Annotated in this window: 23 protein-coding genes; 14 read left to right on the forward strand and 9 right to left on the reverse strand. The window is 52.9% G+C overall.

Annotation, left to right across the window (positions count from 1 at the left end):
• From A936_RS02615 to A936_RS02630, 4 genes are all read left to right on the forward strand, one after another.
• On the forward strand, nt 1-573 hold a 573-nt coding region (locus A936_RS02615; protein ID WP_008454309.1), incomplete at its 5' end, for an integrase core domain-containing protein.
• A gap of 199 nt (nt 574-772) precedes the next feature.
• A complete protein-coding gene (locus A936_RS02620; protein WP_008454311.1) occupies nt 773-1,249 on the forward strand; it encodes a WbuC family cupin fold metalloprotein in 477 nt (158 codons plus the stop codon).
• Between the two features lie 240 nt (nt 1,250-1,489).
• Nucleotides 1,490-2,251, forward strand: coding sequence for an AraC family transcriptional regulator (locus tag A936_RS02625; RefSeq protein WP_192810967.1), 762 nt, complete (start codon nt 1,490-1,492; stop codon nt 2,249-2,251).
• Nucleotides 2,252-2,365: 114 nt separating this feature from the next.
• Nucleotides 2,366-3,976, forward strand: a complete 1,611-nt coding sequence (locus tag A936_RS02630) for an MOSC domain-containing protein (protein ID WP_008454315.1) — start codon at nt 2,366-2,368, stop codon at nt 3,974-3,976.
• A gap of 290 nt (nt 3,977-4,266) precedes the next feature.
• Here the strand turns inward: A936_RS02630 and A936_RS02635 are convergent, their stop codons facing one another.
• Nucleotides 4,267-4,731 carry a hypothetical protein gene (locus tag A936_RS02635; RefSeq protein WP_008454316.1) on the reverse strand — a complete coding sequence of 155 codons (465 nt, stop codon included), beginning with the start codon at nt 4,729-4,731 and terminating at the stop codon, nt 4,267-4,269.
• 358 nt (nt 4,732-5,089) lie between these two features.
• Here A936_RS02635 and A936_RS23380 point away from each other — a divergent pair, with 358 nt between their 5' ends.
• Nucleotides 5,090-5,227 (forward strand): hypothetical protein, encoded by a 138-nt coding sequence (locus tag A936_RS23380; protein ID WP_157141367.1) that lies wholly within the window; start codon nt 5,090-5,092, stop codon nt 5,225-5,227.
• Nucleotides 5,228-5,742: 515 nt separating this feature from the next.
• Here the strand turns inward: A936_RS23380 and A936_RS02640 are convergent.
• The gene (locus A936_RS02640) at nt 5,743-7,248 is read right to left on the reverse strand and encodes an EAL domain-containing protein (protein WP_083845835.1); all 1,506 of its coding nucleotides are present in this window, start codon (nt 7,246-7,248) and stop codon (nt 5,743-5,745) included.
• Nucleotides 7,249-7,941: 693 nt separating this feature from the next.
• On the opposite strand from A936_RS02640, the gene fimA reads away from it, so the two are divergent.
• The 8 genes from fimA to A936_RS02680 all read left to right on the forward strand — a co-directional run bounded on the left by fimA (nt 7,942) and on the right by A936_RS02680 (nt 15,999).
• Complete coding sequence (gene fimA, locus A936_RS02645; protein ID WP_008454320.1) at nt 7,942-8,481, forward strand: type 1 fimbrial major subunit FimA; 540 nt, start codon at nt 7,942-7,944, stop codon at nt 8,479-8,481.
• Nucleotides 8,482-8,556: 75 nt separating this feature from the next.
• Nucleotides 8,557-9,096 (forward strand): type 1 fimbrial minor subunit FimI, encoded by a 540-nt coding sequence (fimI, locus tag A936_RS02650; RefSeq protein ID WP_008454322.1) that lies wholly within the window; start codon nt 8,557-8,559, stop codon nt 9,094-9,096.
• Nucleotides 9,097-9,193: 97 nt separating this feature from the next.
• Entirely contained in the window at nt 9,194-9,856 is a 663-nt protein-coding gene (locus tag A936_RS02655; protein ID WP_034807627.1) for a fimbria/pilus periplasmic chaperone, read from the forward strand.
• Nucleotides 9,857-9,928: 72 nt separating this feature from the next.
• Nucleotides 9,929-12,562, forward strand: coding sequence for a fimbrial biogenesis usher protein (locus A936_RS02660; protein WP_008454326.1), 2,634 nt, complete (start codon nt 9,929-9,931; stop codon nt 12,560-12,562).
• Between the two features lie 9 nt (nt 12,563-12,571).
• Entirely contained in the window at nt 12,572-13,099 is a 528-nt protein-coding gene (fimF, locus tag A936_RS02665; RefSeq protein ID WP_008454328.1) for a type 1 fimbrial adaptor subunit FimF, read from the forward strand.
• 12 nt (nt 13,100-13,111) lie between these two features.
• Nucleotides 13,112-13,615: a type 1 fimbrial minor subunit FimG gene (gene fimG / locus A936_RS02670; protein WP_008454330.1), complete on the forward strand. Its 504-nt coding sequence runs from the start codon at nt 13,112-13,114 to the stop codon at nt 13,613-13,615.
• A 16-nt stretch (nt 13,616-13,631) separates the two neighbouring features.
• Nucleotides 13,632-14,537: a fimbrial protein gene (locus A936_RS02675; protein WP_008454332.1), complete on the forward strand. Its 906-nt coding sequence runs from the start codon at nt 13,632-13,634 to the stop codon at nt 14,535-14,537.
• Nucleotides 14,538-14,565: 28 nt separating this feature from the next.
• On the forward strand, nt 14,566-15,999 hold the full coding sequence (locus tag A936_RS02680) for an EAL domain-containing protein (RefSeq protein ID WP_071530462.1): 1,434 nt from the start codon (nt 14,566-14,568) through the stop codon (nt 15,997-15,999).
• 194 nt (nt 16,000-16,193) lie between these two features.
• Here the strand turns inward: A936_RS02680 and A936_RS02685 are convergent, their stop codons facing one another.
• From A936_RS02685 to A936_RS02700, 4 genes are all read right to left on the reverse strand, one after another.
• A complete protein-coding gene (locus A936_RS02685) occupies nt 16,194-16,412 on the reverse strand; it encodes an acyl carrier protein (protein WP_008454337.1) in 219 nt (72 codons plus the stop codon).
• Between the two features lie 17 nt (nt 16,413-16,429).
• Nucleotides 16,430-17,863, reverse strand: a complete 1,434-nt coding sequence (locus A936_RS02690) for an AMP-binding protein (protein ID WP_008454339.1) — start codon at nt 17,861-17,863, stop codon at nt 16,430-16,432.
• Nucleotides 17,860-18,978 carry a membrane-bound O-acyltransferase family protein gene (locus tag A936_RS02695; RefSeq protein ID WP_008454341.1) on the reverse strand — a complete coding sequence of 373 codons (1,119 nt, stop codon included), beginning with the start codon at nt 18,976-18,978 and terminating at the stop codon, nt 17,860-17,862. The genes A936_RS02690 and A936_RS02695 overlap by 4 nt, the downstream gene beginning before the upstream one ends.
• A gap of 126 nt (nt 18,979-19,104) precedes the next feature.
• Nucleotides 19,105-20,244 (reverse strand): D-alanyl-lipoteichoic acid biosynthesis protein DltD, encoded by a 1,140-nt coding sequence (locus tag A936_RS02700; protein ID WP_034807551.1) that lies wholly within the window; start codon nt 20,242-20,244, stop codon nt 19,105-19,107.
• A gap of 501 nt (nt 20,245-20,745) precedes the next feature.
• Here A936_RS02700 and A936_RS02705 point away from each other — a divergent pair.
• Entirely contained in the window at nt 20,746-21,432 is a 687-nt protein-coding gene (locus A936_RS02705) for a glycosyltransferase family 25 protein (RefSeq protein WP_237717561.1), read from the forward strand.
• Between the two features lie 66 nt (nt 21,433-21,498).
• Here the strand turns inward: A936_RS02705 and A936_RS02710 are convergent, their stop codons facing one another.
• The 3 genes from A936_RS02710 to A936_RS02720 are packed head-to-tail and all read right to left on the reverse strand — an operon-like array spanning nt 21,499 to nt 25,168.
• On the reverse strand, nt 21,499-21,990 hold the full coding sequence (locus tag A936_RS02710; RefSeq protein WP_008454347.1) for a DcrB-related protein: 492 nt from the start codon (nt 21,988-21,990) through the stop codon (nt 21,499-21,501).
• Nucleotides 21,991-22,001: 11 nt separating this feature from the next.
• Entirely contained in the window at nt 22,002-23,828 is a 1,827-nt protein-coding gene (locus A936_RS02715) for an OmpA family protein (protein WP_008454349.1), read from the reverse strand.
• On the reverse strand, nt 23,822-25,168 hold the full coding sequence (locus A936_RS02720) for a GlcNAc-transferase family protein (RefSeq protein WP_008454351.1): 1,347 nt from the start codon (nt 25,166-25,168) through the stop codon (nt 23,822-23,824). Before A936_RS02720 ends, A936_RS02715 begins: the two co-directional genes overlap by 7 nt.
• Nucleotides 25,169-25,184: the final 16 nt, after the last annotated feature.

The raw sequence follows: 25,184 nt of genomic DNA on the forward strand, positions 1-25,184 counted from the left end.
CGCATTTTTATTGAAAACGGCATGCCCCAATTATTACGGACTGATAACGGTGCACCCTTTGCCGGACATGGGGTGTGGGGGTTGAGTGTCATGTCCGTCTGGTTATTAAAATGTGGCATTATTCCTGAACGTATCCGGCCAGGTAAACCGACTGAAAACGGGCGTCACGAAAGAATGCACCGGACAATGAAGGAAGCGCTCAACCAACATTGCTCATTTTCTTCTCTGGAAGAACAGCAACAATGGTTTGACAGATGGCGAAAGGAATTCAACGAGATAAGGCCGCATAAAGCGCTTCAGGGTAAAACGCCGGCCTCGGTCTGGAAACCTTCGGAAAGACAGTTTACGGGGCCACGAACAGAAATGCCTGTCCCGGATAATGCCAGAATGTTGAGAGTCGCGCAGAGAGGAGATTTATGGTTCAACAGTACCCGAATATTTCTGAGTGAAGCGCTACGAAATGAGTGGGTCTGGATGAAACCGTTGAATGAGCAATGCGACGAAATAGGATTTGGTGAACTGATACTGGCGCATTACGACAGAATCAATCACCGTATCCTGAGGTTAGATTGAGAGAAAGGTGTAACCCATGTGACCGGTCAGTTCTGTAACCCATGTGACCGGTTCATACAGGACTTTAGCCCCAGCGTCTATAATCCGGGCAGAGATTTGTGCCGCGAATGCCGTGGCTAATCGTCCGTTGAGATAGCATACAACCTTGCGGCATCCGGGCTCCCGGTGCCGCGAGCGACCTACATTCACAAAGGTTAATATGAAACAAATTACGTTCAGCGATCTACAAAAACAAAGCGAGCAGGCTGCAAACTCCCCTCGCTTACGTGCCAATCGTAATCTCCATCCTGAATTGAGCGATCCTGTTCAGCGCCTGGCTATTGCTATGGAACCGGGGACCTATGTTCGCCCTCACCGCCATCCGCACACGTTTGAGCTGCTGACACCCCTTAGTGGGCGCTTTTTGGTATTGCATTTTGATGAGAATGGCAACGTGACCCAGCGCGCAGTGTTAGGTGAAGACTGCAAGGTGCTGGAGACGGATGCCGGGACCTGGCATGCGGTGTTATCACTGGATAAAGGTGGGGTAATTTTTGAGGTAAAACAGGGGGCGTACCAGCCCGTAGCTGAACAAGATATGGCCCCATGGGCACCCGCTGAAAACGAGCCGGGAGCGGCTGAGCTGATGAAATGGTATGCCGTAGCGCAAGTGGGTGACGGCGGTTTTTCCCTGTAATATTCCCGCACTCTCTCGACCTCTTTCCTGACCTCACGAAATAAACGTAAAGCCGTCTACAACGGCTTTAGCCCGTTACTTTGGTGTTTGCGGTGTGTGTGGCCCTGTTGCTCAAGGTGGGGGCAGGGAACGTCATCGAGTTTATTGAAAAAAAATGATAACCAGAGTACCAGGTGCGCCGGTAACAACGGGTAAGATCTCTGCGAACTGGATTTAATGGGCGCCTGAAATATGAATGATATGGATTATTTTGACCCTGACTCGTCCGGGGCGCCGATCGATGTCCTGTTTCTCACCGCACCAGATTTAGCATTCGACGTGCCGCTGCATTCTCACCGGCGCGGCCAGCTGGTTATGCCGGTGACCGGGTCAATGACCTGCGAAGTCGAGGATGAAATATGGATGGTGCCCAGCGAGTCAGCCATGTGGATCCCCGCCGGTCTGCCGCACAGGAATACCCCGGCTGCTTCAGCCACGTTCTGCTTTGTGTTTATTGAAACGTCGCGGGCCGCCATGCCGGAAAAAAGCTGCACGCTCGCGGTCAGTCCCCTGATACGGGAAATGATCCTTCACTTAGCCAGGAGATCACCGGCAGAGGCGGGGCAAGAGCAGACGCGTCAGTTGGTTAATCTGCTGTTTTCCATGATGGCGCAAATGCCAGCCGAGCGGCTGAACTTTCCGCTGTCCAAAGACGCCAGGCTCAGGCAAGTGGCGAGCATGCTGCTGGCCGACCCCGCCGACAGAAGAACCGCCAGGGAATGGGCCGCTTTTCTTGCCCTGAGTGAAAGAACGTTCACACGGCTGGTGGTGAAAGAAACCGGGCTGACATTTGGCCTGTGGCGGCGGCAGCTGCATATTGTTGTGTCGCTTCAGCGTTTGCTGGCGGGGGGCAGCGTGCAGTCCGTCTCTGAGCAGCTGGGCTATGAATCCGTGAGCGCGTTTATCACCATGTTCAAAAAGGCGCTGGGGAAGTCTCCGAAGCGCTATATCGGCCAGGCTTGACGACCGCCCTCTGATTTCATTTGACCGTTTTTAGCAATTATTAGTCAGTTGTTCTAAATTTTTACGGCGCCTGAGTCAGTACACTGGGGGAATTAATCCGGCAACATTAAAGGCATGTCCGTGTACCCTGGCACAATCATTGATGAATTACGGCAAGGTGAAGTCAAAGAGTTATTCTCGGTCAAGACCGGGATTGATAAGCACCCGACGAACAGTGTTCAGGTCACCCTGACCGGTTTTAGCGGCGACCAACAGGCCGAAACCTTCCATGGCGGGGAAGAGCGGGCAATTCTGCACTATGACTCTGCGCATTATGCTTCTCTGGCCAGCCGATTCCCGGGTTCCGGTTCGTTGTTTGTTCCGGGCGGATTTGGTGAAAATCTGGTCACCAGCGGAATGAATGAAAGCAATATGTGCGTCGGGGATATTGTTCGGGCCGGGACGGCAATCCTCCAGGTCACTCAGCCAAGGCAGCCCTGCTTTAAACTTAATCACCGCTTTAAACAACCTACGCTCTCCCGATTTGTGCAGGATAACGGCAAAACAGGCTGGTTTTACCGCGTCCTGAAAGAAGGGACGATTCATGCCGGCGATCCCATCGAGGTGATCGTGCGTGCCTGGCCGCAGTGGAGCATCGCGCAAATACTGCACTACCTCTATACCGAAACTGACAACCTGGCGGTAACCGGGCAGCTGGCGAAGCTGGAGCCGCTGGGAAACGAAGTCAAAAGCGTCTTTCAGCGCCGCCTTGAAAATAATGACGTTGAGGATTGGGGAGGAAGGCTGTCGGGCCGCAGCGGCGGGCTTGAAATGCGCATCATCAACATTGTGGATGAGTTTAAAGGGATTAAGCGTTTTATTCTGAGCCGCGTTGACGATGGGGCTTTACCTGAATATTCGGCGGGGGCGCATATTATTCTCCAGCTCCCCAACGGCCTGTCGAGAGCCTATTCCCTGTGTGAATCATGGGCTGAAAACGAATACCATATTGCGGTCAATCACGCCCCGAATAGCCGCGGCGGCTCTCAGTATTTACATCAAACCGCCAGGCCAGGGGATATTTTAACGGTCTCTGAGCCCGCGAACTGTTTCAGCATGGCCCGGGATAAACACCATATTTTTATTGCCGCCGGGATTGGTATCACGCCATTTATTCCGATGATAGAGGAAGCCCTGGCCCGGGAAGAAACCTTTGAGCTTCACTATTGTGTGAGTGATGTGGGCAGCTTTGCCTTCAGGCCGCAGCTGGAAAAATATGTAGAACATGTTCTGATTTACTCGCTCGATAACCCGCTGGACATCAACCAGCTGCTGGACACTCACGCGAGAGGGACGCACGTTTATACCTGCGGAAGCCCAGCTTTTGTGCAGCGAGTGAGAGAGAGTGCCAGCCACTGGCATGCTGACTATGTCCATTTTGAAAACTTCGCCGCCGAAGAGCAAAGCGGGGAGAGCGCTTTTGTCGTCACCGTCAGAGAAACGGGGCAAAAAATTCAGGTGGAGCCGCAGGAAACTATGCTCCATGCGCTCAGAAATCACGGCATTCAGCTGGAATCTGCCTGTGAAACCGGCGTCTGCGGCAAGTGCAGGGTAGATTATGACGGTGAAGTCGATCACCGGGATTCGGTGTTAAGCCAAAGCGAGCGAAAAAGCTGTATGACACCCTGTGTTTCCAGGGCGAAGCAGGCTGAGCTGACTATCTCGTTGCCTAAGGTGAATCCATAGCATCTTACCCTGAATACACACTGTCTTACGGCTGTAAGACAGTGTTAGAAAGTGCATAAATATCTGCCACCGCTTATTTAAAGCTTTGTGTGCGCTGTGTCTGACTGTGGGATTAAAGGCGAGCATATTATTGTCGAGGCGTCAGGTAGGGTGCCATCGGAGATCTGGCTTAGCCGCTATTACGACAAAATGGGCAACCTTATCGAACGACAGAAATTAATGCGTTTGCACAGCCTATAAGACAACCAGAGGCATAGCGTTTAATTCGACCGCTATACCTCAGCTAGACATTAAATCTTCGGGCCTTCCAGGTGGCATTGGTACGCGGTGCCGCCGTGTTCGGCCACAAACCAGTCAACCGCGCCACCTGTAAGGCGGTTGATTTCCACATTGGAAACCAGGCCCCAGGTTTTTTGGTCCCGTGAACCTTCGATTTTATAGGCGATCTCTTTGTCATTGACGACCGGCTGCACTACCCGGAACCAGGTATCGTCGCGGCCCTGCGGTTCACCGCCGATGTCCACGATCACCGCTTCGGTCATCCACTGGGTTGTCTGGCCGTTACCCACGCAAGTGCTGCCTTTATCTGCCTGCATATTGAAACACAGCTGGCTGTTATCCAGATAAGGTGCGGGCCAAATCTCAGAGGAAGTCGTTGAGCTCTTATCTTGTGGCTCGCAGACAATGAGCGAAGGCTTAGCCGCTATGGCAGGCAGGCTAAGGAATAGAGCAAAGGCGAGGTATTTGCGTTTCATTACCGACAGTCCATATTCGTAGTAAAAGGGGGAACTAACATGAATGCCGTTAATTTAGTGAGTGCCGTTGACTTAAGCAACAAGATTATATTGTTATTAAATAACGGCTCGGGTGCTCTATAATCCCGGCATTAAAAATACCTCAGGGAATTTATAATGAGGTCAATTCTTGCTGGCAGCGCCATCGTTGGGCTGCGCTTAACGTTTCATCCTTAATTACTTCCGGTCCGGTTTTATTTAAGAGTGAAAATATTATTTCCGTCACCGGCGATGCAGTGAAACTCGGTAACATCTACGATGAGCACAAAGTCGTCTCTGCGAACTGATTTTTGGTGACAACGTCTCGAATCAGGAGTTTTTGGCGCAGGCTAATGCGGATGATTATAAAGTCGCCTTTAAAGACCAGCTCACCGAGCTGGCATATTTAGTTAATAAGGGCAGCAAAAAAGAAGATAATACGACGGCAGAGAGCCAGTCTCTGACGGCGGCGGCCTAATTAAAAATTACCACTACAGTAAGGTACCGCCGCGAGTACCAGCCGGTATTCACCCTGGTGCTTGGGACGAAAACGGTTGATTTACCGGTTGGCACGCATCTGTACGCCAAATCTGTTGAATCTGTGGATGCCTTCTTGAAGGAGCAAAAAACACTTTTTGACTCAGCGCTGTATCTCAAAAAGTAGGCCTTTCAGTAGGATAAAGCCCATTGAAACGGGCTTTAATCGCACTTTTAGCTCTGGTTTCTAAACCTATTATTCTTGTAAATCTTAGCTCCGGTTCTCAGGGTAAGCGCCACTCACGAGATCCATTCGGGACAGGGCGTAGTTAATTTGAATAGCTCTGTCGTAATGAATGAATACTCCGCATTGCTTATTTATGCATAATATATGCATGCGGCAGGGGTTTGTTAATTCCCAGTCTGCCAAAAAATAAGGGATCTGAGACAGAATGTTCTATTCCTGTCCGCAAATAATGCGAATAATAGAATCATTTTTATAAATCGAATGACATTTTATGTCTGGGGTTGTTGAAGTCCACGAAAAACTAACGCATCTAACTCCTCGCGGAGCACCGGCTTCGAAATATAATACCCTTGAAATAAACTGACGCCCATTTGCTTTAGCATGAGGAATTTTTGCGGGTTGTCGACACCTTCCGCCACGCACTGGCTGCCTGTTACGCTCGCATAATAGATTAAGCCATCAATGAGATGTTTATCATCGAGATTGCTCGTAAAGTTTTCTACGATATAGCGGTCCAGCTTATAGCTATTAAATTTTAGCTGCCTGACTGGAAACGTGACGCTATTTTTAGCGAAGCAATCATCCAGCGCAAGCTTTATGCCCAGCCCGGCAAGCTGATTTAATACCGTGACCGTTTTAGACTCGTAGCTTAAATCCACATTTTCGTTAATATCCAGCACCAGGCGGCTTATCCAGGTCGGATCAAGCAGCTGAGCTTTGGCCGTCTCAACTATTTTAAACAGAGCAGCACTCTCGGTGAGAACCCGTGGGATATTGACCGAAAATTCCAATTTCCCCGCATAGTTATTTATATTCACCACGGCTTCTCTGATGATGTAGGCCGTGAGCATGATCCACGTTTCTCGCGTCCTGATCTCATGGAAAAAGTCTCTCGGCAACAATACGTTGCCGTTAGTGTACCAGCGGCAAAATATCTCAAAGCCCGCTATCTGCATCTCGCCGTCTACAATGGGCTGGAAAACGGGGAAGATCAGGCCATGCTGCAGGGCATGGGTAATTTTCCTCTCCTCGCTGCTGAGCATTCTGGTCGTTAATCCCCTGGGCTTCGACTGGCGCTGTGCTTTGCGATGCCGGCCCGGCAGCAGTCTGGACATCATCGGGTGAATGGCCGCCAGCTTTTTTAACCCACTTGAACGCAGGTTATAGAGCGTTTTAGTACTGAAGCTTTTTATTGCCGCGGTATCTTCATGGCCGGACGGGCTAAAAAGCTCCAGCAGCGTATTGACCTCATGGATAGTGAGGCCTTCGTGGCGCAAACCGCCGTTGCGTTCTTCCTGTCTGGCAAGCGAGACAAGCGTGGGAATGTTTTTAAGGTCTTTATGCAGCGTATTTCTGAGTTTAACCACGCTGGTAAATATGCTGACTACTCTGATGGTACTGAGATTCGATTTTCGCGGCATCACATTTTTAAAATAACTAAACAGCCAGGACGACGATAGCCCACTTATGATCAGGACATTTATCTTATGGTGATGCATTTGTAATAGCGATATCAGGCTCTTCAGCGTCATCAGCATCTGAAAGGGATCTTCAGGAATAAAAACTATCAGATGGTTAAATTCATCGTTTTCATTATTTTTAGAAATAAGTTGGCTGCTTTTCTCGGGGCTAATCAGTTTTGTATTCATTCCCTTTTCATGAAGCAACTCAGAAAGACCCGTTGCGGAAAAATGACAGGCAGAAAGTATATGATAAACAAACTCAACGTGGGAATGTTGAGGTGGCACAGGCAATAACGGTGAGGTTATATTCATATCAATTGTCCATTAGTCATTATTTTCTATACCCGATGCAATAGGTTTTATTGCGTGGTATATCCTCGCCAGAGGTTTTTTTGATATGTGAAAGCCCGGCCTACGCAGCATGAAAGATGTTTGCGTCAGGTATTACTTTTTAAATGTGCAAACTAAGATTTGCGGCTGATGCCAGATTAACGCTGCATATTAAGTTCCTTTTAATAAATTCTGGATGATTATTCGTCTGTAATATTAATGATAAATTCAATGCAATGAATGTTTTATAATTATTTTAAGCGAAATTATCCCTGTTGTTTTTTATGTGTAGTCTTTTTTTTGAATTTTTAGTCAACATTCCTGTTTCTTCTCTAGTTTCTTTACAACGTGTGGAATGTCAATAGAAATTAATTTCAAAAGCGCTATTGAGAATAAATTTAGGGAAAAATCCTAATAGGATGAAATATAAAAAACATTTAAAATCAATGCAATGTGATGATATTGATGTTTTGTTAAATATAATTTCAAAGACGACTCGGGATACTTTATTAATATTTCACCCCGGCTCCCACCAATATTGAGAGGGTAGCTCTCTTAGGGGCGAGCTTATGTGAATAGGCGATCGTTTCGTGAAGCTGAAACATAGGTCTTATGGAAGGCATAGCGACTGCCGGTTCTGATTCGTTTTAGTGAAATTGTTTAAAGGAATAAATTATGAAAATCAAAAATCTGGCTCTCGTTGCACTGTCAGCCCTCTCTTTGAGCTCGGGTGCGGCTTATGCCGTGACGGTTAACGGTGGCACCGTTCATTTCAAAGGTGAAATTGTTAACGCAGCCTGTGCCGTTGATGCGGGGTCGGTGGACCAGACTGTTCAACTGGGCCAGGTTCGTTCTGCCCGACTGGCTGCGGCAGGTAGCACCAGTTCTGCAGTAGGTTTCAACATCCAACTGAACGATTGCGATACCACTGTTTCCACCAAAGCCTCCGTTGCGTTCTCTGGCGTTGCCGTCACCGGCAAGACCGACACGCTGGCAATTCAGGGCCCTGCGGCGGGCAGTGCGACTAATGTGGGGATTCAAATTCTCGACAACACCAGCACACCGCTGGCACTGGATGGGGCAACCTTCAGCGCCAAAACCACGCTGAACGATGGCACCAATATTATTCCTCTGCAGGCCCGTTACATCGCGCTGGGTGCGGCTACGGCCGGTACCGCTAACGCGGACGCGACCTTTAAAGTTCAGTACGAGTAATCAGTCAGTCATACAGGGAAATCACTCGGGGCCAGGGACGGCCCGTCATCTACTACGGATTTGAAGGTGATAATGATGAGAGGAATCAAGCTGATTCTATTGAGCGTTCTCCTGCCATCCCTGGCGCTGGCCGGTAACCGAACGCATGTGATGCTGCCGGGCGGCAATATGCGCTTCCAGGGCACGATCGTTGCCGAATCCTGCCGCGTGGAAGCGGGCGACCGCCAAATGACGGTTGAAATGGGCAGGATCAGCAGCAATCGCTTCCACGCGCCAGGCGAAGACAGCGACCCGGTGCCTTTCGCGCTCCACCTTCAGGACTGTAATACCAACGTTAGCCGGCACGTTGGCGTGGCGTTTATGGGCGTGGCCGACGGTAAAAATCCGGCGGTACTTTCGGTGGGCGAGGGACCGGGCATAGCTGAAGGCGTGGGCGTTGCCCTTTTTGATGCCGAGGAGCGCCAAATCCCATTGAATGCCCCTGCAAAGGCCTGGACCCGGATATACGCCGGGCCAAACACTCTCCATTTTATCGCCAAATATCGCGCCACCGGGCATCAGGTTACCGGCGGGCTGGCTAATGCCCAGGCCTGGTTTTCTTTGACCTACCTGTAGCCAGAATGAGGGCGTAGTGGACACAAACAACAACGACAAGGACAAAGGTGCGAGCGTGACAAAAAGCTTACTAAGAGGTCGCGGTTTACTGGCGGCGATGATGATAGCTGCGACAATCGGCTTTATGGCTCCTGCAGAGGCGGGGGTAGCGTTAGGGGCGACTCGCGTTATTTATCCTGAAGGGCAAAAGCAGGTTCAGCTGGCGGTAACCAGCAACGATGAAAAAAGTACTTACCTTATTCAGTCGTGGGTAGAAAACGCTAATGGCGATAAAGACAGCCGGTTCGTGATTACCCCGCCGCTGTTTGCCATCAAAGGGAAAAAAGAAACCACGTTACGCATTTTAGATGCGACCAATAACCAGCTGCCGAAGGATCGGGAGAGCCTGTTCTGGCTGAACGTGAAAGCCATTCCATCCATGGAAAAATCAAAGCTGAATGAGAACACGCTCCAGCTGGCGATCATCAGCCGAATTAAACTTTATTACCGCCCGGATAACCTGGCGCTGGCCCCGGAGAAAGCGGCAGAAAAGCTGACCTTTAGCCGCAGCAACGGCCAGCTGACAGTAAACAATCCCACCCCGTATTACCTGACGGTGACGGATATAAATGCCGGCACCCGCGTGCTGGACAATGCGCTTGTCCCACCGATGGGAAAAACCTCCGTGAAGCTACCGGCCGATGCCGGGACCAACATCACTTACCAGACCATTAACGACTACGGGGCGCTAACGCCACGGATGCAGGGCGTTATGCAGTAATTCAGGACAGGCCGTCCTGCGTTAAATAACAACGAAGAACTGACTGCCGGGCGAATGCTGACCGGAGGGATAATGTCACATCTAAAATATGGATTAGCGCGTTTCGGCTTCCGTCGTCCGCGGCGCAAATTAGCTTCTTTTTTTACTCTGGTACAAACTCCGCTGGCGCTTTTCATTGCTATGCAAGCCTGTTCCGCCCATGCGGATCTCTATTTTAACCCGCGCTTTTTAGCCGACGATCCCTCCGCGGTGGCTGATTTGTCCAGCTTCGAAAGTGGGCAGGAAGCGCCGCCGGGGACCTATCGCGTCGATATTTATCTCAACGAGGGATTTGTCGCCACGCGGGACGTTAAATTTGATGCGGCAAAGAGCAGCAGCGGCCTTGCTCCCTGCCTGACGCGTGAGCAATGGGCCGGAATGGGCGTCGACGTGGCGGCCATTGCCGGCATGAACGCCCTGGCGTCGGACGCCTGCGTCCCGATGACTGAACTTATTCCTGAGGCGACCGCCGGGTTTGATGTTGGTCTCCAAAGGCTCAACCTGACGGTGCCGCAGGCGTTTATGGGCAACCGGGCCAGAGGCTATATCCCGCCTGAACGCTGGGATAACGGCATTAACGCCGGCCTGCTGAATTACAACTTTACCGGCAATAGCGTGCAAAACGATCGCGGTGGTAACAGCAATTATGCCTGGCTGAATCTTCAGAGCGGGATCAATCTCGGAGCATGGCGACTGCGCGACAACACCACCTGGAGCTACAACAGCGGCGGCGGAAGTTCAGCGAACGAAAACAAATGGCAGCACGTCAACACCTGGCTTGAGCGCGATATTATTTCCCTGCGCTCCCGGTTAACGCTGGGCGACAGCTATACCGACAGCGATATTTTTGACGGGATCAATTTCCGGGGGGCTCAATTAGCCTCCGACGATAATATGCTGCCCGACAGCATGAAAGGCTTTGCGCCGGTGATTCGCGGTATTGCCCGGGGCACGGCGCACGTCATCGTCAAACAAAATGGCTATGAAATCTATCAGGGCACCGTTCCGCCAGGCCCGTTCACGATTAACGATCTCTACGCTGCCACTAGCGGCGGCGATCTGCAGGTCACTATCAAAGAAACCGACGGCAGCAGCCAGATCTTCAGCGTGCCGTGGTCATCCGTGCCTGTTTTACAGCGCGAAGGACGCACGCGTTTTTCACTGACGGCCGGGGAATATCGCAGCGGCAACCGCCAGCAGGAAGAGCCTAAGTTCTTCCAGGGCACGGTGCTGCATGGTTTGCCCGATGGCTGGACGCTTTATGGCGGCAGCCAGCTGGCTGACCGTTACCGCAGCTTCAACCTGGGCGTAGGGAAAAACATGGGGGCGCTGGGGGCGCTGTCGATGGACGTCACTCAGGCCAACGCCAGGCTCGCCGATGACAGCGAACACCAAGGGCAATCGCTGCGTTTCCTCTATAACAAATCGCTGAATGAACTGGGCACCAACATCCAACTGGTGGGCTACCGGTATTCAACCAGCGGCTATTTTACCCTCGCCGACAGTGCCTACAGCCGGATGAGCGGTTACCGCGTGGAAACGCAGGACGGCGTCATTCAGGTTAAACCTAAGTTTACCGACTACTACAACCTCGCCTACAACAAGCGCGGCAGGGTGCAGCTGAGCCTGACCCAACAGTTGGGCAGAACAACAACGCTTTATCTCAGCGGCAGCCACCAGACTTACTGGAACAGCAGCAGCGCCGACGAACAGATGCAGGTGGGGTTAAACACCGCCGTGGATGACATCAACTGGACGGTCAGCTACAGCCTGACGAAAAACGCCTGGCAGGAAGGGCGTGATCAGATGCTGGCGGTAAACGTCAATATCCCGTTCAGCCACTGGCTGCGTTCCGACAGCAAATCCGTCTGGCGTAATGCCAACGCCAGCTACAGCGCCTCACACGATCTTAATGGCCGGATGACCAACCTGGCAGGGCTGTACGGCACGCTGCTGGAGGACAATAACCTGAGCTATAGCGTGCAGACCGGCTATGCGGGCGGCGGGCACGGGAATAGCAGCAGTACAGGTTATGCCGCACTGAACTACCGCGGCGGATACGGCAACGCGAACGTGGGCTACAGCCGCAGCGACGGCATGAAACAGGTTTACTACGGCGCGAGCGGTGGCGTACTGGCGCATGCGGATGGTGTGACCTTCAGCCAGCCGCTGAACAGCACGGTCGTGCTGGTGAAAGCCCCCGGAGCCGGGGACGTCAAAGTCGAAAACCAAACCGGGGTTCGTACTGACTGGCGCGGTTATGCCGTGCTCCCGTATGCCAGCGATTACCGCGAAAACAGGATCGCGCTGGACACCAACACGCTGGCTGACAACGTAGACCTTCAGGATGCGGTCGCCAACGTGGTGCCCACCCACGGCGCCGTGGTGCGCGCGGAATTCAAGCCACAGGTTGGGGTGAAAATGCTCATGACGCTGACCCACAACGGCAAGCCTCTGCCTTTCGGGGCGGTTGTGACCGCCGAAGGCCTGCAGGTGAGCAGTATTGTGGCCGACGGCGGGCAGGTGTACCTGAGCGGAATGCCGCTGGTGGGCAAGGTGCTGGCCAAATGGGGAGACGGGCCGGGTGCCAGCTGCGTGGCGGACTACCGTCTGGGTGAAGAGAGCCAGAAGCAGATGCTGAGCTCGCTTTCGGCGCTGTGTCGCTAAGGAATAAGCATGACTAAATCTCTTTATATCGTTGGCATCGCCCTGTCACTGTTCGCCGCCGCTACGGATGCGGCAGACAGCACCATTACTATTAGTGGCAATGTTCGGGACAACGCCTGCGCGGTTGCGGCGGAGTCGAAAGATTTCACCGTCGACCTGATGAATAACCCGGCCAAACAGTTTTCTGCGGTGGGAGCCACCACCGCGCTGGTGCCTTTTCGCATCGTGCTTTCCCCGTGTGGCGGCCTGGCTACCGCGGTGAAAGTGGGCTTTACCGGCGTGGCGGATAGCGTCAACACCAGTTTATTAAAGCTGGATAGCGGCGCGGCAGCGGCTGCAGGCATGGGGATACAAATCCTGAACAGCGCCCGGACGCCGATGCCGATCAACGCGGGATCGTCGGCAATTCAGTGGACCACGCTGGTGCCCGGCCAGACCAACGTGTTGGGTTTTTATGCGCGCCTGATGGCAACGCAGCTGCCGGTCACCGCCGGGCACGTAAATGCGACCGCAATATTCACACTTGAATTTCAGTAACCGGAGGCGGACATGAAATGGATTCTACCCGGAAGGGTGCTTGCCGGAGTGCTGCTGGTGCTCTCTGCCACGGCAAAGGCGGATGACGTCACCATTACCGTGAACGGCAGAGTAGTGGCGAAGCCCTGCACGATCTCGACCCCAACGGCCACGGTCGATCTGGGCGATCTCTATACCTTTAGCCTGGTGCAGGCCGGTGCTTCATCCGCCTGGCATGATGTTGTCCTGAGCTTGACCAACTGCCCGGTCGGGACCTCTAAAGTGACCGCAACGTTCAGCGGCACGGCGGATGCGACGGGGTATTACGCCAACCAGGGCACGGCGCGCAACCTCCAGCTCCAGCTGCGGGACAACGGCGGGGCAACGCTGAATAACGGTGCCAATAAAACTGTTCAGGTGGATGCCGGCAGTCAGGCGACGAGTTTTCCTCTGCAGGTCAGAGCGATAACGGTCAACGGCGGGACTACCCAGGGAACCATTCAGGCGGTGATCAATGTCACTTACACCTGGTCCTGATCGCAAGGAGGATGGAATGAAGAAAATCATCGCGTTATTGGCCACTCTGGCCGGGCTGGGATGGTCAACCGCAGGCCAGGCCTTTACCTGCCAGTCGCTGGGGACATCCATCAGCGGCTCCGGCACCGTGAACGTCAATGTTAATCTTGTGCCGTCCATTTCGGCAGGGCAAAACTTAGTGGTCGATCTTTCCCAGTCGATTCAGTGCAAAAACGATGCCCCAAGCCAATATACCGATCCGGTAAGGATCCGGTCCGGCTCGGCGTATCAGGGCGTGCTCTCTGCTTTCAGAGGATCATTAGGTTACTTCGGGGTGCAATATCCTTTCCCGACCACAACGGAAACCGCCTGGGTGAACCATACCTGGGGGGATTATCGTGGCTGGCAGGCGGTGCTGTATTTAACGCCTATCAGCACCGCCAGCGGCGTAGTGGTTAAAGCCAACACCATGATTGCCCAGCTTATTCTGGAAAAAGAAGATTCCATTAACGGGAATCGCCAGATCATCAACTGGAATATCTACGCGAACAACGATGTTGTGGTGCCAACCGGGGGCTGTGACGTGTCCGCCCGTAACGTGACGGTGAATCTGCCGGATTACCCTGGCACGGCGCCTGCGCCCGTCACCGTGCGCTGTGCGCAGAATCAGAGAATCGGTTACTTTTTGTCAGGCAACACGCTGGGCAGCGATAACTCCATTTTCACTAATACGTCTTCCAGCTCGCCTGCTCAGGGAATTGGCGTTCAGCTTTTGCGAAATGGTGCCGCTTTGGGGGCCGGCAGCGCTAACACCGTTTCGCTGGGAACGGTAGGGACGACCCCCGTTAGTCTGGGGCTGACTGCGACCTACGCGAGAACGACCGGGCAGGTTACGGCGGGTAATGTGCAGTCGATCGTTGGGGTGACGTTTGTTTACCAGTAGCGGCACACCTAGAAAAATAAGCGAGCGTGTGACCTACATTCTCTCGCCCTGCAACATGATGGCGTGCGGGCTTGAGAATCTGTTAGCCGCAGGTCAAACCCGGGCGGTATTTTTCCCAGGCTCAGGGGAAGAAAGATTGCAGGAAGAGAGCGGGGCGCGGTTTGTGGTCTATCTGCCCGATCAACCTTACTGGCTGCTTGTCGTCTTGCGGCAGGTAGCGCAGCTGCTCGATCGCCATGATGGCCAACTCCCCATGCTCATTTTGAGCCGAAGTTCAGCCTCATGGATCTGGCGTTCGCTGCAGAAATTAGTGAAAAAAGACGGTTATCTTGGCGGCGTGCGGGTGGTGCCGTCCGATCTGCCCTGCGCCAGCCTGGCCGCGCTGCTGCACGGGGACTGGGATAACAGCGTCAGCCTCAAAAAACACGCCCTTGAAGAGGAGCTGGTGAGCCAGATCCGGCCCGAAGGTTTGACCCGAAAAGAGCTGGATGTGCTGGTGGACTCTCTCGCCGGGCAGACGATTCAGGAGCAGGCGAAACAGCGCGGTGTCAGCCATAAGACGCTGTATGTGCAGCGAATATCCGGGTTAAAAAAAATGGTTCATCCGCTGCTGCATGAGAAGGCGCCGATGGCGAGTAATCAGCAGAAAAAAGGAGACTCGGCGGGGATGCTGGCTGCCCTTTCACCGTTTGAAAGGGAGCTTGTTTATGCCATCCACAACCGCCAGATTTACCCGGTATTCCAGCCTATTGTGAACGGTGGGCTGCAGCTCAAAGGGCTGGAAATCCTGGCCCGCTGGCATCGAAATGGGCAAACCCTACAGCCCGCAGAGTTTCTGCCGCAGATCCGCTCCAGCTATACGTGGCGGCTGTTAACGGCCTTTATGCTGCAAGAGGCGGTGGGCGGCATTAATCAGTACCAGGGGGAGTATTATTTCGCGGTGAATATTCCGGCCGCGGTTTCAAACAGTGAAAGTCTGTTCGGCATTATTAAACAGCTGAGTACCCGACTGATAAATCCATTCTGGACGGACAGGCTGGTGCTGGAAATCTCAGAAGATCTGAATTTGAATCAGCATCAGGAGAGTCGATTCTTTATTACCCAGCTTCAGCACCAGGGATACCGGGTGATGCTTGATGACTGCTTTTCGCAGAGCAGCGTTTATTTCCCGGTGCGGGCGGTGCGGTTCAACGATTACAAACTGGATCGCAAAGTCGTGGCCGACGCGCAGTATGAACCTCACGCGCTGGCGCTGATCAAAAGCCTGGCGTACTACTGTGAATTAACGGGAAGTTACTGCGTTGCCGAGGGGATTGATAGCCGCGAGAAATTAAGGCTGCTGCTGGCATCCGGGGTGCATCTCTTCCAGGGGTTCAGTATCTCTCAGCCCGTTTTTAAGTTTGAACTGCGGCAAATGATCGCGGCTTTGAAAAAAAGAGAGACGGTGCAGCCTATAGCCTGAATGAGCGCTATTTCCCTCTCCCTGGAAGGGAGAGGGAAAAATATACGACGCTATTTATCTCCTCTCTCTGGAAGGGAGAGGAGATAAATCACGTTCCCTGCCTGGCCTTTTCCCCCTATCCCCTTTGGGGAGAGGGCCGGGGTGAGGGGTTGAACTGTTCCCGTATGTTTGAGTGAGACCGCTAATAACCGTGACTAGCGATTCTCTTCAATATAACGCGCCAGATCCGCCGGGGTTTTCAGCACGGTGGCGACTTCCGTCGGCGGGATCATGCAGCCGTACACATCCTGCACTTCCAGCACCAAATCAACGGCCAGAATAGAGTCGAGAATGTCGGACTCGATCAGTTCATCGTTAAAACCGACCTTACGGGATAACACTTTTTCAAACAGGGCGAGAATTTCTTGTTCCATCTTATTTTCCTGGGTCATTAATTCGTGCGAGCCTGGGTATCCAGCAGCTTGCGGTCGATTTTGCCGTTAGGGTTCAGCGGCAAAGCGTCTTTAATAATGATTTGTGAAGGCACCATATAAGGCGGGATCACCTTCGCGAGCGAAGTCTTGATCGCCTCCGGGGCAAGGCCAGTGACGCAGAACGCTGCAATGCGCAGCACGCCACCGCCGGACTTCATCAGCGGCAGTACCACGGCTTCGCTAATACCGGACATCGCCAGCAGGCGGTTTTCAATTTCGTTGATTTCAATGCGGTAGCCGTTCAGCTTGATCTGGCTGTCGTTACGGCCCTGGCAATACAGCAGCCCGTCTTCGTAGCCGAGATCGCCGGTGCGGTAGCCGCGGTATTGTTCGCTTTCGCGGTGCAGCAACTTAGCGGCGTTTTCCTGCGGCAGGCCGAGATAACCGCGCATGACGTTTTTCCCCCAGATAATCAGCTCACCTTCGGAGGTAATCTCCATGTGGGATTCCGGCATCATGGTGCCCACCGGCAGCACGTCGTTTTCGCTGTGCAGGATCTCGTCGGTGATTTCAATCACCGTGGTGGCGATGGTGGCTTCCGTTGGACCATAGGAGTTCAGGATTTTGGCCTGCGGGAAACGGCGGCGCAGTTGCCTGACCAGCGCTTTGTTCAGCACTTCACCAATAAACACAAACACGCTCAGCGTGGGCAAATACTCGGCGCTGAACTGCGGGGAAAGCAGCTTCTGGTAGGCAAAAGAGGGCGTGGAAACCCAGGCCGAAACTTCGTTGGTTTTCAGGCGATCGAGCCAGTTTTCAGCGGCAATATCTTCCTTGGCGTTCAGCACGATGTGCCCGCCGGTGGCGAGATTCGCCAGCAAAGGAATAAGAGACAGGTCGAAGCTGAACACCGCGTGGTTCATTAATACCGGCACGTCCGGCAGCGCAAAGTCATTGCGCACCCACTTCATGAAGTGCCATAGGCTCTCGCGGCCAATCTGCACGCCTTTCGGTTTCCCGGTGCTGCCTGAGGTAAACATGATGTAAGCCAGATCGGGCTCGGCCAGCACGCTGCCGGTTTCGCCGGTCGCCACAAATTGCTTCGCCACGACGTCGTAGTAATAAGGGGCGCTGGCTAGCTGGCAGATCTCTTTCAGCCGCTCCTGCGGGTAGATGCAGTCCACCGGAATATACGGGATGTTGTGCAGCAGGCAGCTGTAAATTGCCACGGCAAATTCGGCCTGCTGATGCCCGTATAAAACCACCGGCGTGCTGGCGGGTTGTTCGCACTGCGCGTAGCGCTGCGCCCAGTCGGTTGCGGCGACGGAAAGCTGTTGCCAGGTCAGGGCGGTATCGCTGCCGCTGATGGCTAACTGGCTGGGGCGCGCGGGGTCGAGTAATGCCGCACGCAGAAAATCCTGCAGTTCCTGAAGCTCTGGATGAAGGTTCATAGAGGTGACATTCCACTAAAGATGTAGAGGGAGACCGCGGCGCTAGCCAGCGTCAGAATTCGTCCAAAAAACGCGATAACCGGATGGCGTAAGCCGTTACTCAAGGCCGGGCTGCGTTTGGCTGACCAAAGCAGCATGTTATGGGCAACGGAAATGGCGCCGAACAGCGCGCCGCTGATGACGTAGTGTCGTTCAAGCCCGTTCCAGGCCCCCATGCAAAAGAGCGTGCAGAAGATGCCCACGTTCTGTGCCAGGGTTTTGTTTTGACGGAAGAAATCGAGCTTCATCAGATTCATGTAAATCGGCATAAAGACCACGTCGCGCAGCCACTCAGACAGGCTGATGTGGAACCGGCGCCAGAAGTCCTGCGGGTTTTTGGCCAGAATTGGCATATTGAAGTTGGCCGGAATATTCAGGCCAAACAGCCGCCCGGCGCCGATAGCCATGTTGCTGTAGCCCGCAAAATCAAAGTAGAGATAGGCGCTGTAGGCGACCGACATCACCACGCCGACGGTGAGCGTGAACGGCCGGTGGCTCCAGGACTCAATCACCAGATTGTCGATAAGCATCGCAAACAAAAACTTTTGCACGACGCCGGTGACGATTTGCTCCACGGCCAGTAAAAACTGTTCGCGGCTCAGCCTGAATACCGGCTTATTAATATCGCCGACCCAGGTTCGCCAGCGGTACATCGGGCCGGCGAGAATAATAAACGGCATAAACAGATAGCAGAAATAATGCAAAAAGTTCTGGCCATCTTTTTTGCTGCGGTAAAGCAGCACGTCAATGGCGCGGAAGGTCATAAACGACAGGCCAATCATGCCCCAGTGATTATTCAGGTGTAATTTCACCAGCAATAGCGGGAGCAGCGTGAGGGTGACCGCTTGCCAGGTTTTTAACCAGCCTTTCTCTTTCAGGGTGACAAGAAGATAAAACGCAAAGAATACCGCCACCGGAACCAGGTAATCGCCCTGGAAAATATATCCCCATGCCAGCGCCGCCAGCACGGAGAATGCTGCTAAATAGGTCAGCCGGTAATGCAGTACGCGGTTAACCAGCGCAAATAGCAGCGCCGATGAAAACAGAAAGAAAAAAAATGCCCCGGAGCTATACATCATTCATCCTTCAGAATTTTTGATATTCAAAATGCACTTTGATACTCATGCTGTCGTCCACGGAAGACCATGCGATCACCGTGATGGCCAGCAAGAGGTAAAGCACAAACAGGCGAACGGCAGTTTTCATCGTGTAAAGCTCTCGGCAATAAAGCGGTCCATAGCAACCCACGCCAGCTCGGTGGGATGCAGGCGATCCCAGTTCCAGCCGTTTTGATAAGGCTGGGCGTACATATCGAAATAGCGCACCTGGTTTTGCTCGAGATACGCCCTGACCTGGCGGTCAACGGGCTGGAATTTTTGCGTGTTTTTCAGCGCCCACGGGTTAAGCGGATCGACGATCACCACGAACTGGGCATGGTGAGATTTGAGCAGATCGATGGTGGCCTTGAAGGCTTCCATCTGGCGGTTTACCACCGGCGTTTCATACCACTCTTCCGCCGTTTTTCCGTCTTCATAAACGCTTTTGTCCATCCACAACGTGGCGGCACTTTGCTGGCGAACCTGATTCAATACGCGGGCATGGGCCAGCTGTTCGTTCCAGTCTGGTGCGGCGTACTTATCAGCGGGAGCGGGCCATGGGCGGTGAGGTTCAGGCGCAATGCGCAGCCACGCCAGCCAATGGTTTTTTACCAGGGTGCAGAAGTTAGCAAACTCATAATTAATAGACTGCCAAATTACTTTTGGCCGCCAGCCATATATTTTCATTTCGCCCAGGGTTAAATGGCTGATGTCCTCTTCATCAATATGGTGTAAGTAATTGACCAGGAAAGGACGGGCTTTTTCATCCGCCATCAGTGGGTTAAAAATAGCGGCCGGGAAATGATCGGCAAAAATAGCCGGAGGAATAGTGTCAAAATAAAAACTGTCCGGGGCAAACAGCAGAACAATTTTACTGTTGGCATTTATATCGTTTTTAAAACGTGAGAGCAGCAGGAATTGTGTGATGTTATCGACATAACTATCCCCGTAAGCCACCACCGGCTGATGTAATTGCTTATTAAAGTAATTATATACAGCGTAATGTTCATCTTCCGATGTCGACACCTCAGAAGCGCCGAGGAAAAATAATGCATTACCCTGTAATGCATGGGAAATTGTCGCTATTTTCTCTGATTGCTCTTTCGCTGTACCGTCCATGCTTTTAATCAGCGGCTGGAATGTTAGCGGCGTGAACAAGCCCGTCACCAGGGCCGGAACGCATAAGACCAGAACGGCAAGCAGCGCCATCAGGATATGTAGGCAGAGAGTATTCTTGATTTTCATTATTAATATGAGGTTACATGACTACCATTTGTTTAAAATTTGTTATTTTTTATCAACACAACAAATCATCCCTGTGCATCGCTGCACTATATACCAGCCTTTCACCGATGATGAGCGTTGCTGTGTAACGGTATGTACAACGAAGTACGTATTGTAATAATTCCCGCTACGCTTTGATGACGGGGGAAGTTGTATGGCCAGGCCAAGTAGGCTTATGGACTTACGTCAGGTATTTTTCTGTCAACATCCCGCCACGTTTGGGAATTTCCTCTGCCTTTCGTTAAAAGTAGCGGATGACTCAGTACGCTCTTGATGAAAATAATCTCGCGCTCCTGAGTGAGCGCAGAATTTGAACTGAATATAAAAACTTCCCCCGGCAGGGCTATCGGCAAGAAAGATTCAATGACAGTATCTTGAAAGAAAAATAAAGCCATAATCCTAAAATAGACCTGTTGCCCGTAAGGGCATGGAGTTTGCGATAAAATACAAGCTGGCAATTATTTGGAATGGCTGAATATGTGCGTAATTAACTGGGATTTTATTGATAAAATTGTCTATATCAATCTGGCGAAGCGTCAGGATAGAAAGGCTGAAATTATCGCGGAGTTAAAGAAGGTTCAGGCTCCGGAAGAAAAAATTATCCATTTTCAGGCCATTGAGGAAGAAGAGGGCGCGCTGGGCTGCGCAAAGTCCCACCTGAATGTCCTGATCATGGCGCAAATAAATGGCTGGAACAACGTCCTGATTCTTGAAGATGATATGGTGTTCGATGAGGATCCCCAATCTATTGAAAGAGCTAATATTTTTCTGGGTGAGTTAGCACGCACTGACTGGGATGTGGGGTTTCTTTCGGCCAGCTATTACATCATTAAAAAGGTGAGTTCCGCTTTTTATAAAGTCGAGTTCGCTTTTCTGGCAAACAGTTATCTGGTGAACAGGCCTTATTATCGAACGCTGATGCACAATTATTCTCGGGCCATTTATCGAATGGAGCAGGGCGAAGCGCGCAATAAAGCTGGACTGGATACCAACTGGTTAAAACTGATGGCTCAGGGAAACTGGTACGGCGTATATCCCTGCATCGGGCATCAGCGGCCCGGGCTCAGTGATATAGAAAATACGGTCATGGACAGACGAGAGTATTTTAAACGGCCAATTGAAGACATTAAACGCTACGGCTCATTTTAATCCTGGCGAAGAATGAAGGGGCTGAAGCATCAGCCCCCGAAAAGAAGGGATGCTTCAGCGGGAGGGTTATTCGCTTTCGCCGAGGGGCGCTTCCAGAGGAACAAAGCTGTTAATAATCCGGACATAATGTTTACGCTGTGCTTCGGTGAAATCATTATTTACGGCCAGGGTAAACACCAGCAGCTTACGTTTATTCGGGTTCAGCACCGGGTGCCCCGGAAGCGTAATGATAGACGAGACCTGGCGGATCCAGGTGCCGTCCTCGAGAAACTTATTCGCGGTTTGCAGGACCGGCAGTTTGGCAGGCCCGATCTCATGCCTGAGGTTCTTCCCTTCGACCTCGAATCCCGGGACGAAGCGTTTCATTTTATCCCACTGTTTTTCACAGAACTGATCAACGGTCTGCTCTTCTTCGAGGGTGGTGCGGTTGATCAAGATGTTATAGGGATTGTGATCCTCATCCATGTAGCGAAGGATATTGATCGACTGATCCTCCTGCGGATTCAACGTCACGAAACTGCCCTCATTGAGGGGGTAGGTCACAGGTTTGTTACTCATAAGCGACTCTCTCAATCCTTGTAGTCTTGCATAGATAACGGAATGATTTCGACGCGGCGGTTTTGCGCGCGTCCTTCCTGGGTGGCGTTACTGGCTATCGGGCGAGAGTTGCCCGCGCCTTCAACGATAAACTGGCTGGCGGCCAGGCCCGAGTGTTCCACCAGCCAGTCGCGGATAACGCGAGCGCGCTCTGTGGACAGGGCCATGTTGACAGTGGCAGAGCCGGTGTTGTCAGAATGGCCGATGATCAGATACATCTGCAGCGGATTGCGCGCCATCTCAGGCACCAGCTGCGTCAGAATGTGCTGGCTTTCCGGCATCAGGTTACTGCTGCCGTTCTCAAATAAAGGCGCGTTGTTCACGAGCTGCAGGAATGCCGATGCATCGGGTTTGTCATTTATTCCCAGTAGCCTTTGGATCGGCTTTATCTGGCTAATCTGGCCGCGAATTTCCACCGCATCCTGCTGTATGGCGTAGCCAATGCCGCCCGCGAGGCACAGCAGCAGCAGGGCGGCGAGTGCTTTAGGCCAGCGTCGGCGGCGTGGGATCTCCACCGGCAGTGGAATCGGCGCAGGAGAGGGGGTAGGAGGCGGCTCTTCAACCGGCGGCAGGGGAATCTCCGGCAGCGGAGGCAGGGCGATAGAAGCCGACAGGCCTGGCAAAATACCGTATCGCTCTGAAAGCCACAGGGACCAGGCCCCATGCCGGGTGAATCCCTGGCCGTGATCGGCGAGAGTGATGCCGGCAAAGTCGAGCTGGGTGCTGTCAAACAGGGTCTGTAACACGTTCATGATACGGCTTTCAGCCAGCCAGGAGAGCAGCGTGCTGGCTACCGCGTGGCGCTGAATGGCGTAGAGATCTTTCCCGTCGTCATTAGCTTCCAGCTCTGCCAGCAGGCTCGCCCACTGATGCTCAAGCTTGAGGTGGCCGTAAGGCGGCTCGGCAAGCCCGCCGGTCCAGATAGCCCGATCCGGATCGTGGGCGGAGCGCTGCTGGCTGAGCCGGGTGTAGAGCCCCAGCATGCAGGGTAAAGGCTCAGAAAGGCGGATGGATGAAAAGGCGTATTGCCAGGCGGTAATTTGCTCGATCATGATGCTACTGCTTTCAAAGCCGTCGGCAAGCAGCGGGAAATAAGCCATCGTAGCAAGGGCGATGTTATTTTTCTTTAAATACGCCATCCGTTTGGCCAGGCCGTTGGCGTTCTCCTCAATCACCCACAGGATCCCATGCTCGCTGCCGGATGACAGGTTTGACTGGCTGAACCATTTTCCAGCAAAGGGCCCGATGACGAAGATCATCAAGCGCGGGGATCCTGCCGCCCCGGCCCGCGGGCTCACCCAGGATGCCGTTGCGTGTTCCGAAGGAGGCGTCTCTGCCCGGGCGCGTGAAAAATAGCGGGCGCGTTTAGCCGCCCGCAGCGAGACCAGGGCATCGGTACTGCCTTCAATTTGCATCACCAGCGTCAGCAGCTTCCAGGCGTAGCGAAAAATGATCTCGCTGTCGGCGTTGAGCAGGGCATCCAGCCGGGCGGAAAGGGGGAGCGCTTCCTCGCTGTCAACAAAGCCATAGAAATACTGCACCAGCGAGTAGCGTTGCCAGGACAGAGAGTTGTTTTGGGCATTGCTGCTCAAGCGCTTATCAAAATAATCACACAGCGCCCGGCACAGCGCCTCGCTTTCTTCAGGCGCCTGGTTTTCCACCAGCAGCGCCTTGTTGAACTGCTCAATCAGCGAGATCAGCCTGAGCTGAAAGTCCGGCGCAGAGGGAATAATGCCGTCAAAAGAAAACAGGGTATCCACGCTGACTAATCGACAAAAAAGGGCTTCACTTTTCACCATGTCTTCTCCGTGACGGTGCCCCAGCCCAGGCTGTCTGACCAGGTGCACAGCCTGATCGAGCCTGGTTTACTTAGGCTGGTGGTTTTAAATTCCACTGGAAGCGAGATGTCTTCCGAGGACGTTTTTTGGCGTAGTTCATGCAGTTCGCTGCGGGTGAGCGTTTGCCTGTGGAACAACTCGTTCTGTTGGGTATAGACGCTGATATGCAGTGCGCTTACGTCGCCGTTGTCTGCTTCATAATCAGTCTTGCTCAGCGTAAGGGTCTTCTTATGCCAGGCATATTGCCGACGTAGCCATTCGGCATGGTCGGCGGGCGGATCGGAGAAGAAATTCACTTTATTCTCGGCCATGACTTCCGGTAAAACTGTGCCGTTTTTCAGGCAAATACCGGCCTGATATTCAAACTGTGCCAGCGTTCTGATCTTTCCCAGCCCATAGGGGGCCAGGCCGCCTTCGGGCTCGCTCTCCAGACCCAGCACGGTTCTGACTCGCTTTTTCGACGCGGCATCGCGCTCCCACCAGGCCTTCTCAACGGAGCCCTGTTCTTTGGCCTGATTCGTGTGGTCGCCCCAGACTTTGCTGTGCTCTTTGCGCTGATAGTAGTGCCATAGCAGAGGCTTATGGGGATGGTAGATATCGTAGCCGTGGCTAAACGCGCGCACGGCCATGGCTATTTCCTCACCGGCGAAGAAAATCTGTGGGTCGTTGGGGATCTCTTTTACGAAGTCCCCGCGGGTAAAAATAAATCCTCCGGCCAGGTAGCTGCCCCTGACGGGCTCGGGAGATTCAAAAGGCGTGGAGCTGAACATCGGGAGCCCCTGCGGGTTGAACTCCCGGAAGATTAAGCGGCTCACATAACGTTTTTTACTGGCTTCTTCGTCTTCTCCGGGAACAAACGCAGGCGGGTAGGAGGAGAGCACTGGCCGGGGAGATGTCGCCGCTAGCTGGCGCAGCGTGGTTATCATTTCGTTATCCCAGCCGGGGATAAACCGGCAGTGGGAATCAATTTGCAGAAAATAGTCTGCTGCCTCAAATAGCGATTCCGCGAGGCTCCGCGCCCAGCAGGCCCCCTGGCTGGCATAGTAGTGCACGCTGATGAGTTCGATTCGGGCCTGCTGGAAACTGAAAATAAACGCCTCATGTCCGGCAACGTGCCGGCTGCCCATGGGGACGAAGCCGTGTCGCGTAAAGAGGCTGAGATCCTCATCGTCCTGCCAGCACACGGCAATGTGCAGCCTTTCAGGCTGGCTGGCGTGGCGCAGCATATCCTGAAGCGTCGGGATCAGCTGCGGATCCCGATAGCTGGCAATGCTGATAAAAATTGTTGCGGGGTTGCCCATATTTCCTTATTCCCTG

The organism is Enterobacter sp. Ag1 (genome assembly GCA_000277545.1).
Lineage (GTDB): Bacteria > Pseudomonadota > Gammaproteobacteria > Enterobacterales > Enterobacteriaceae > Cedecea.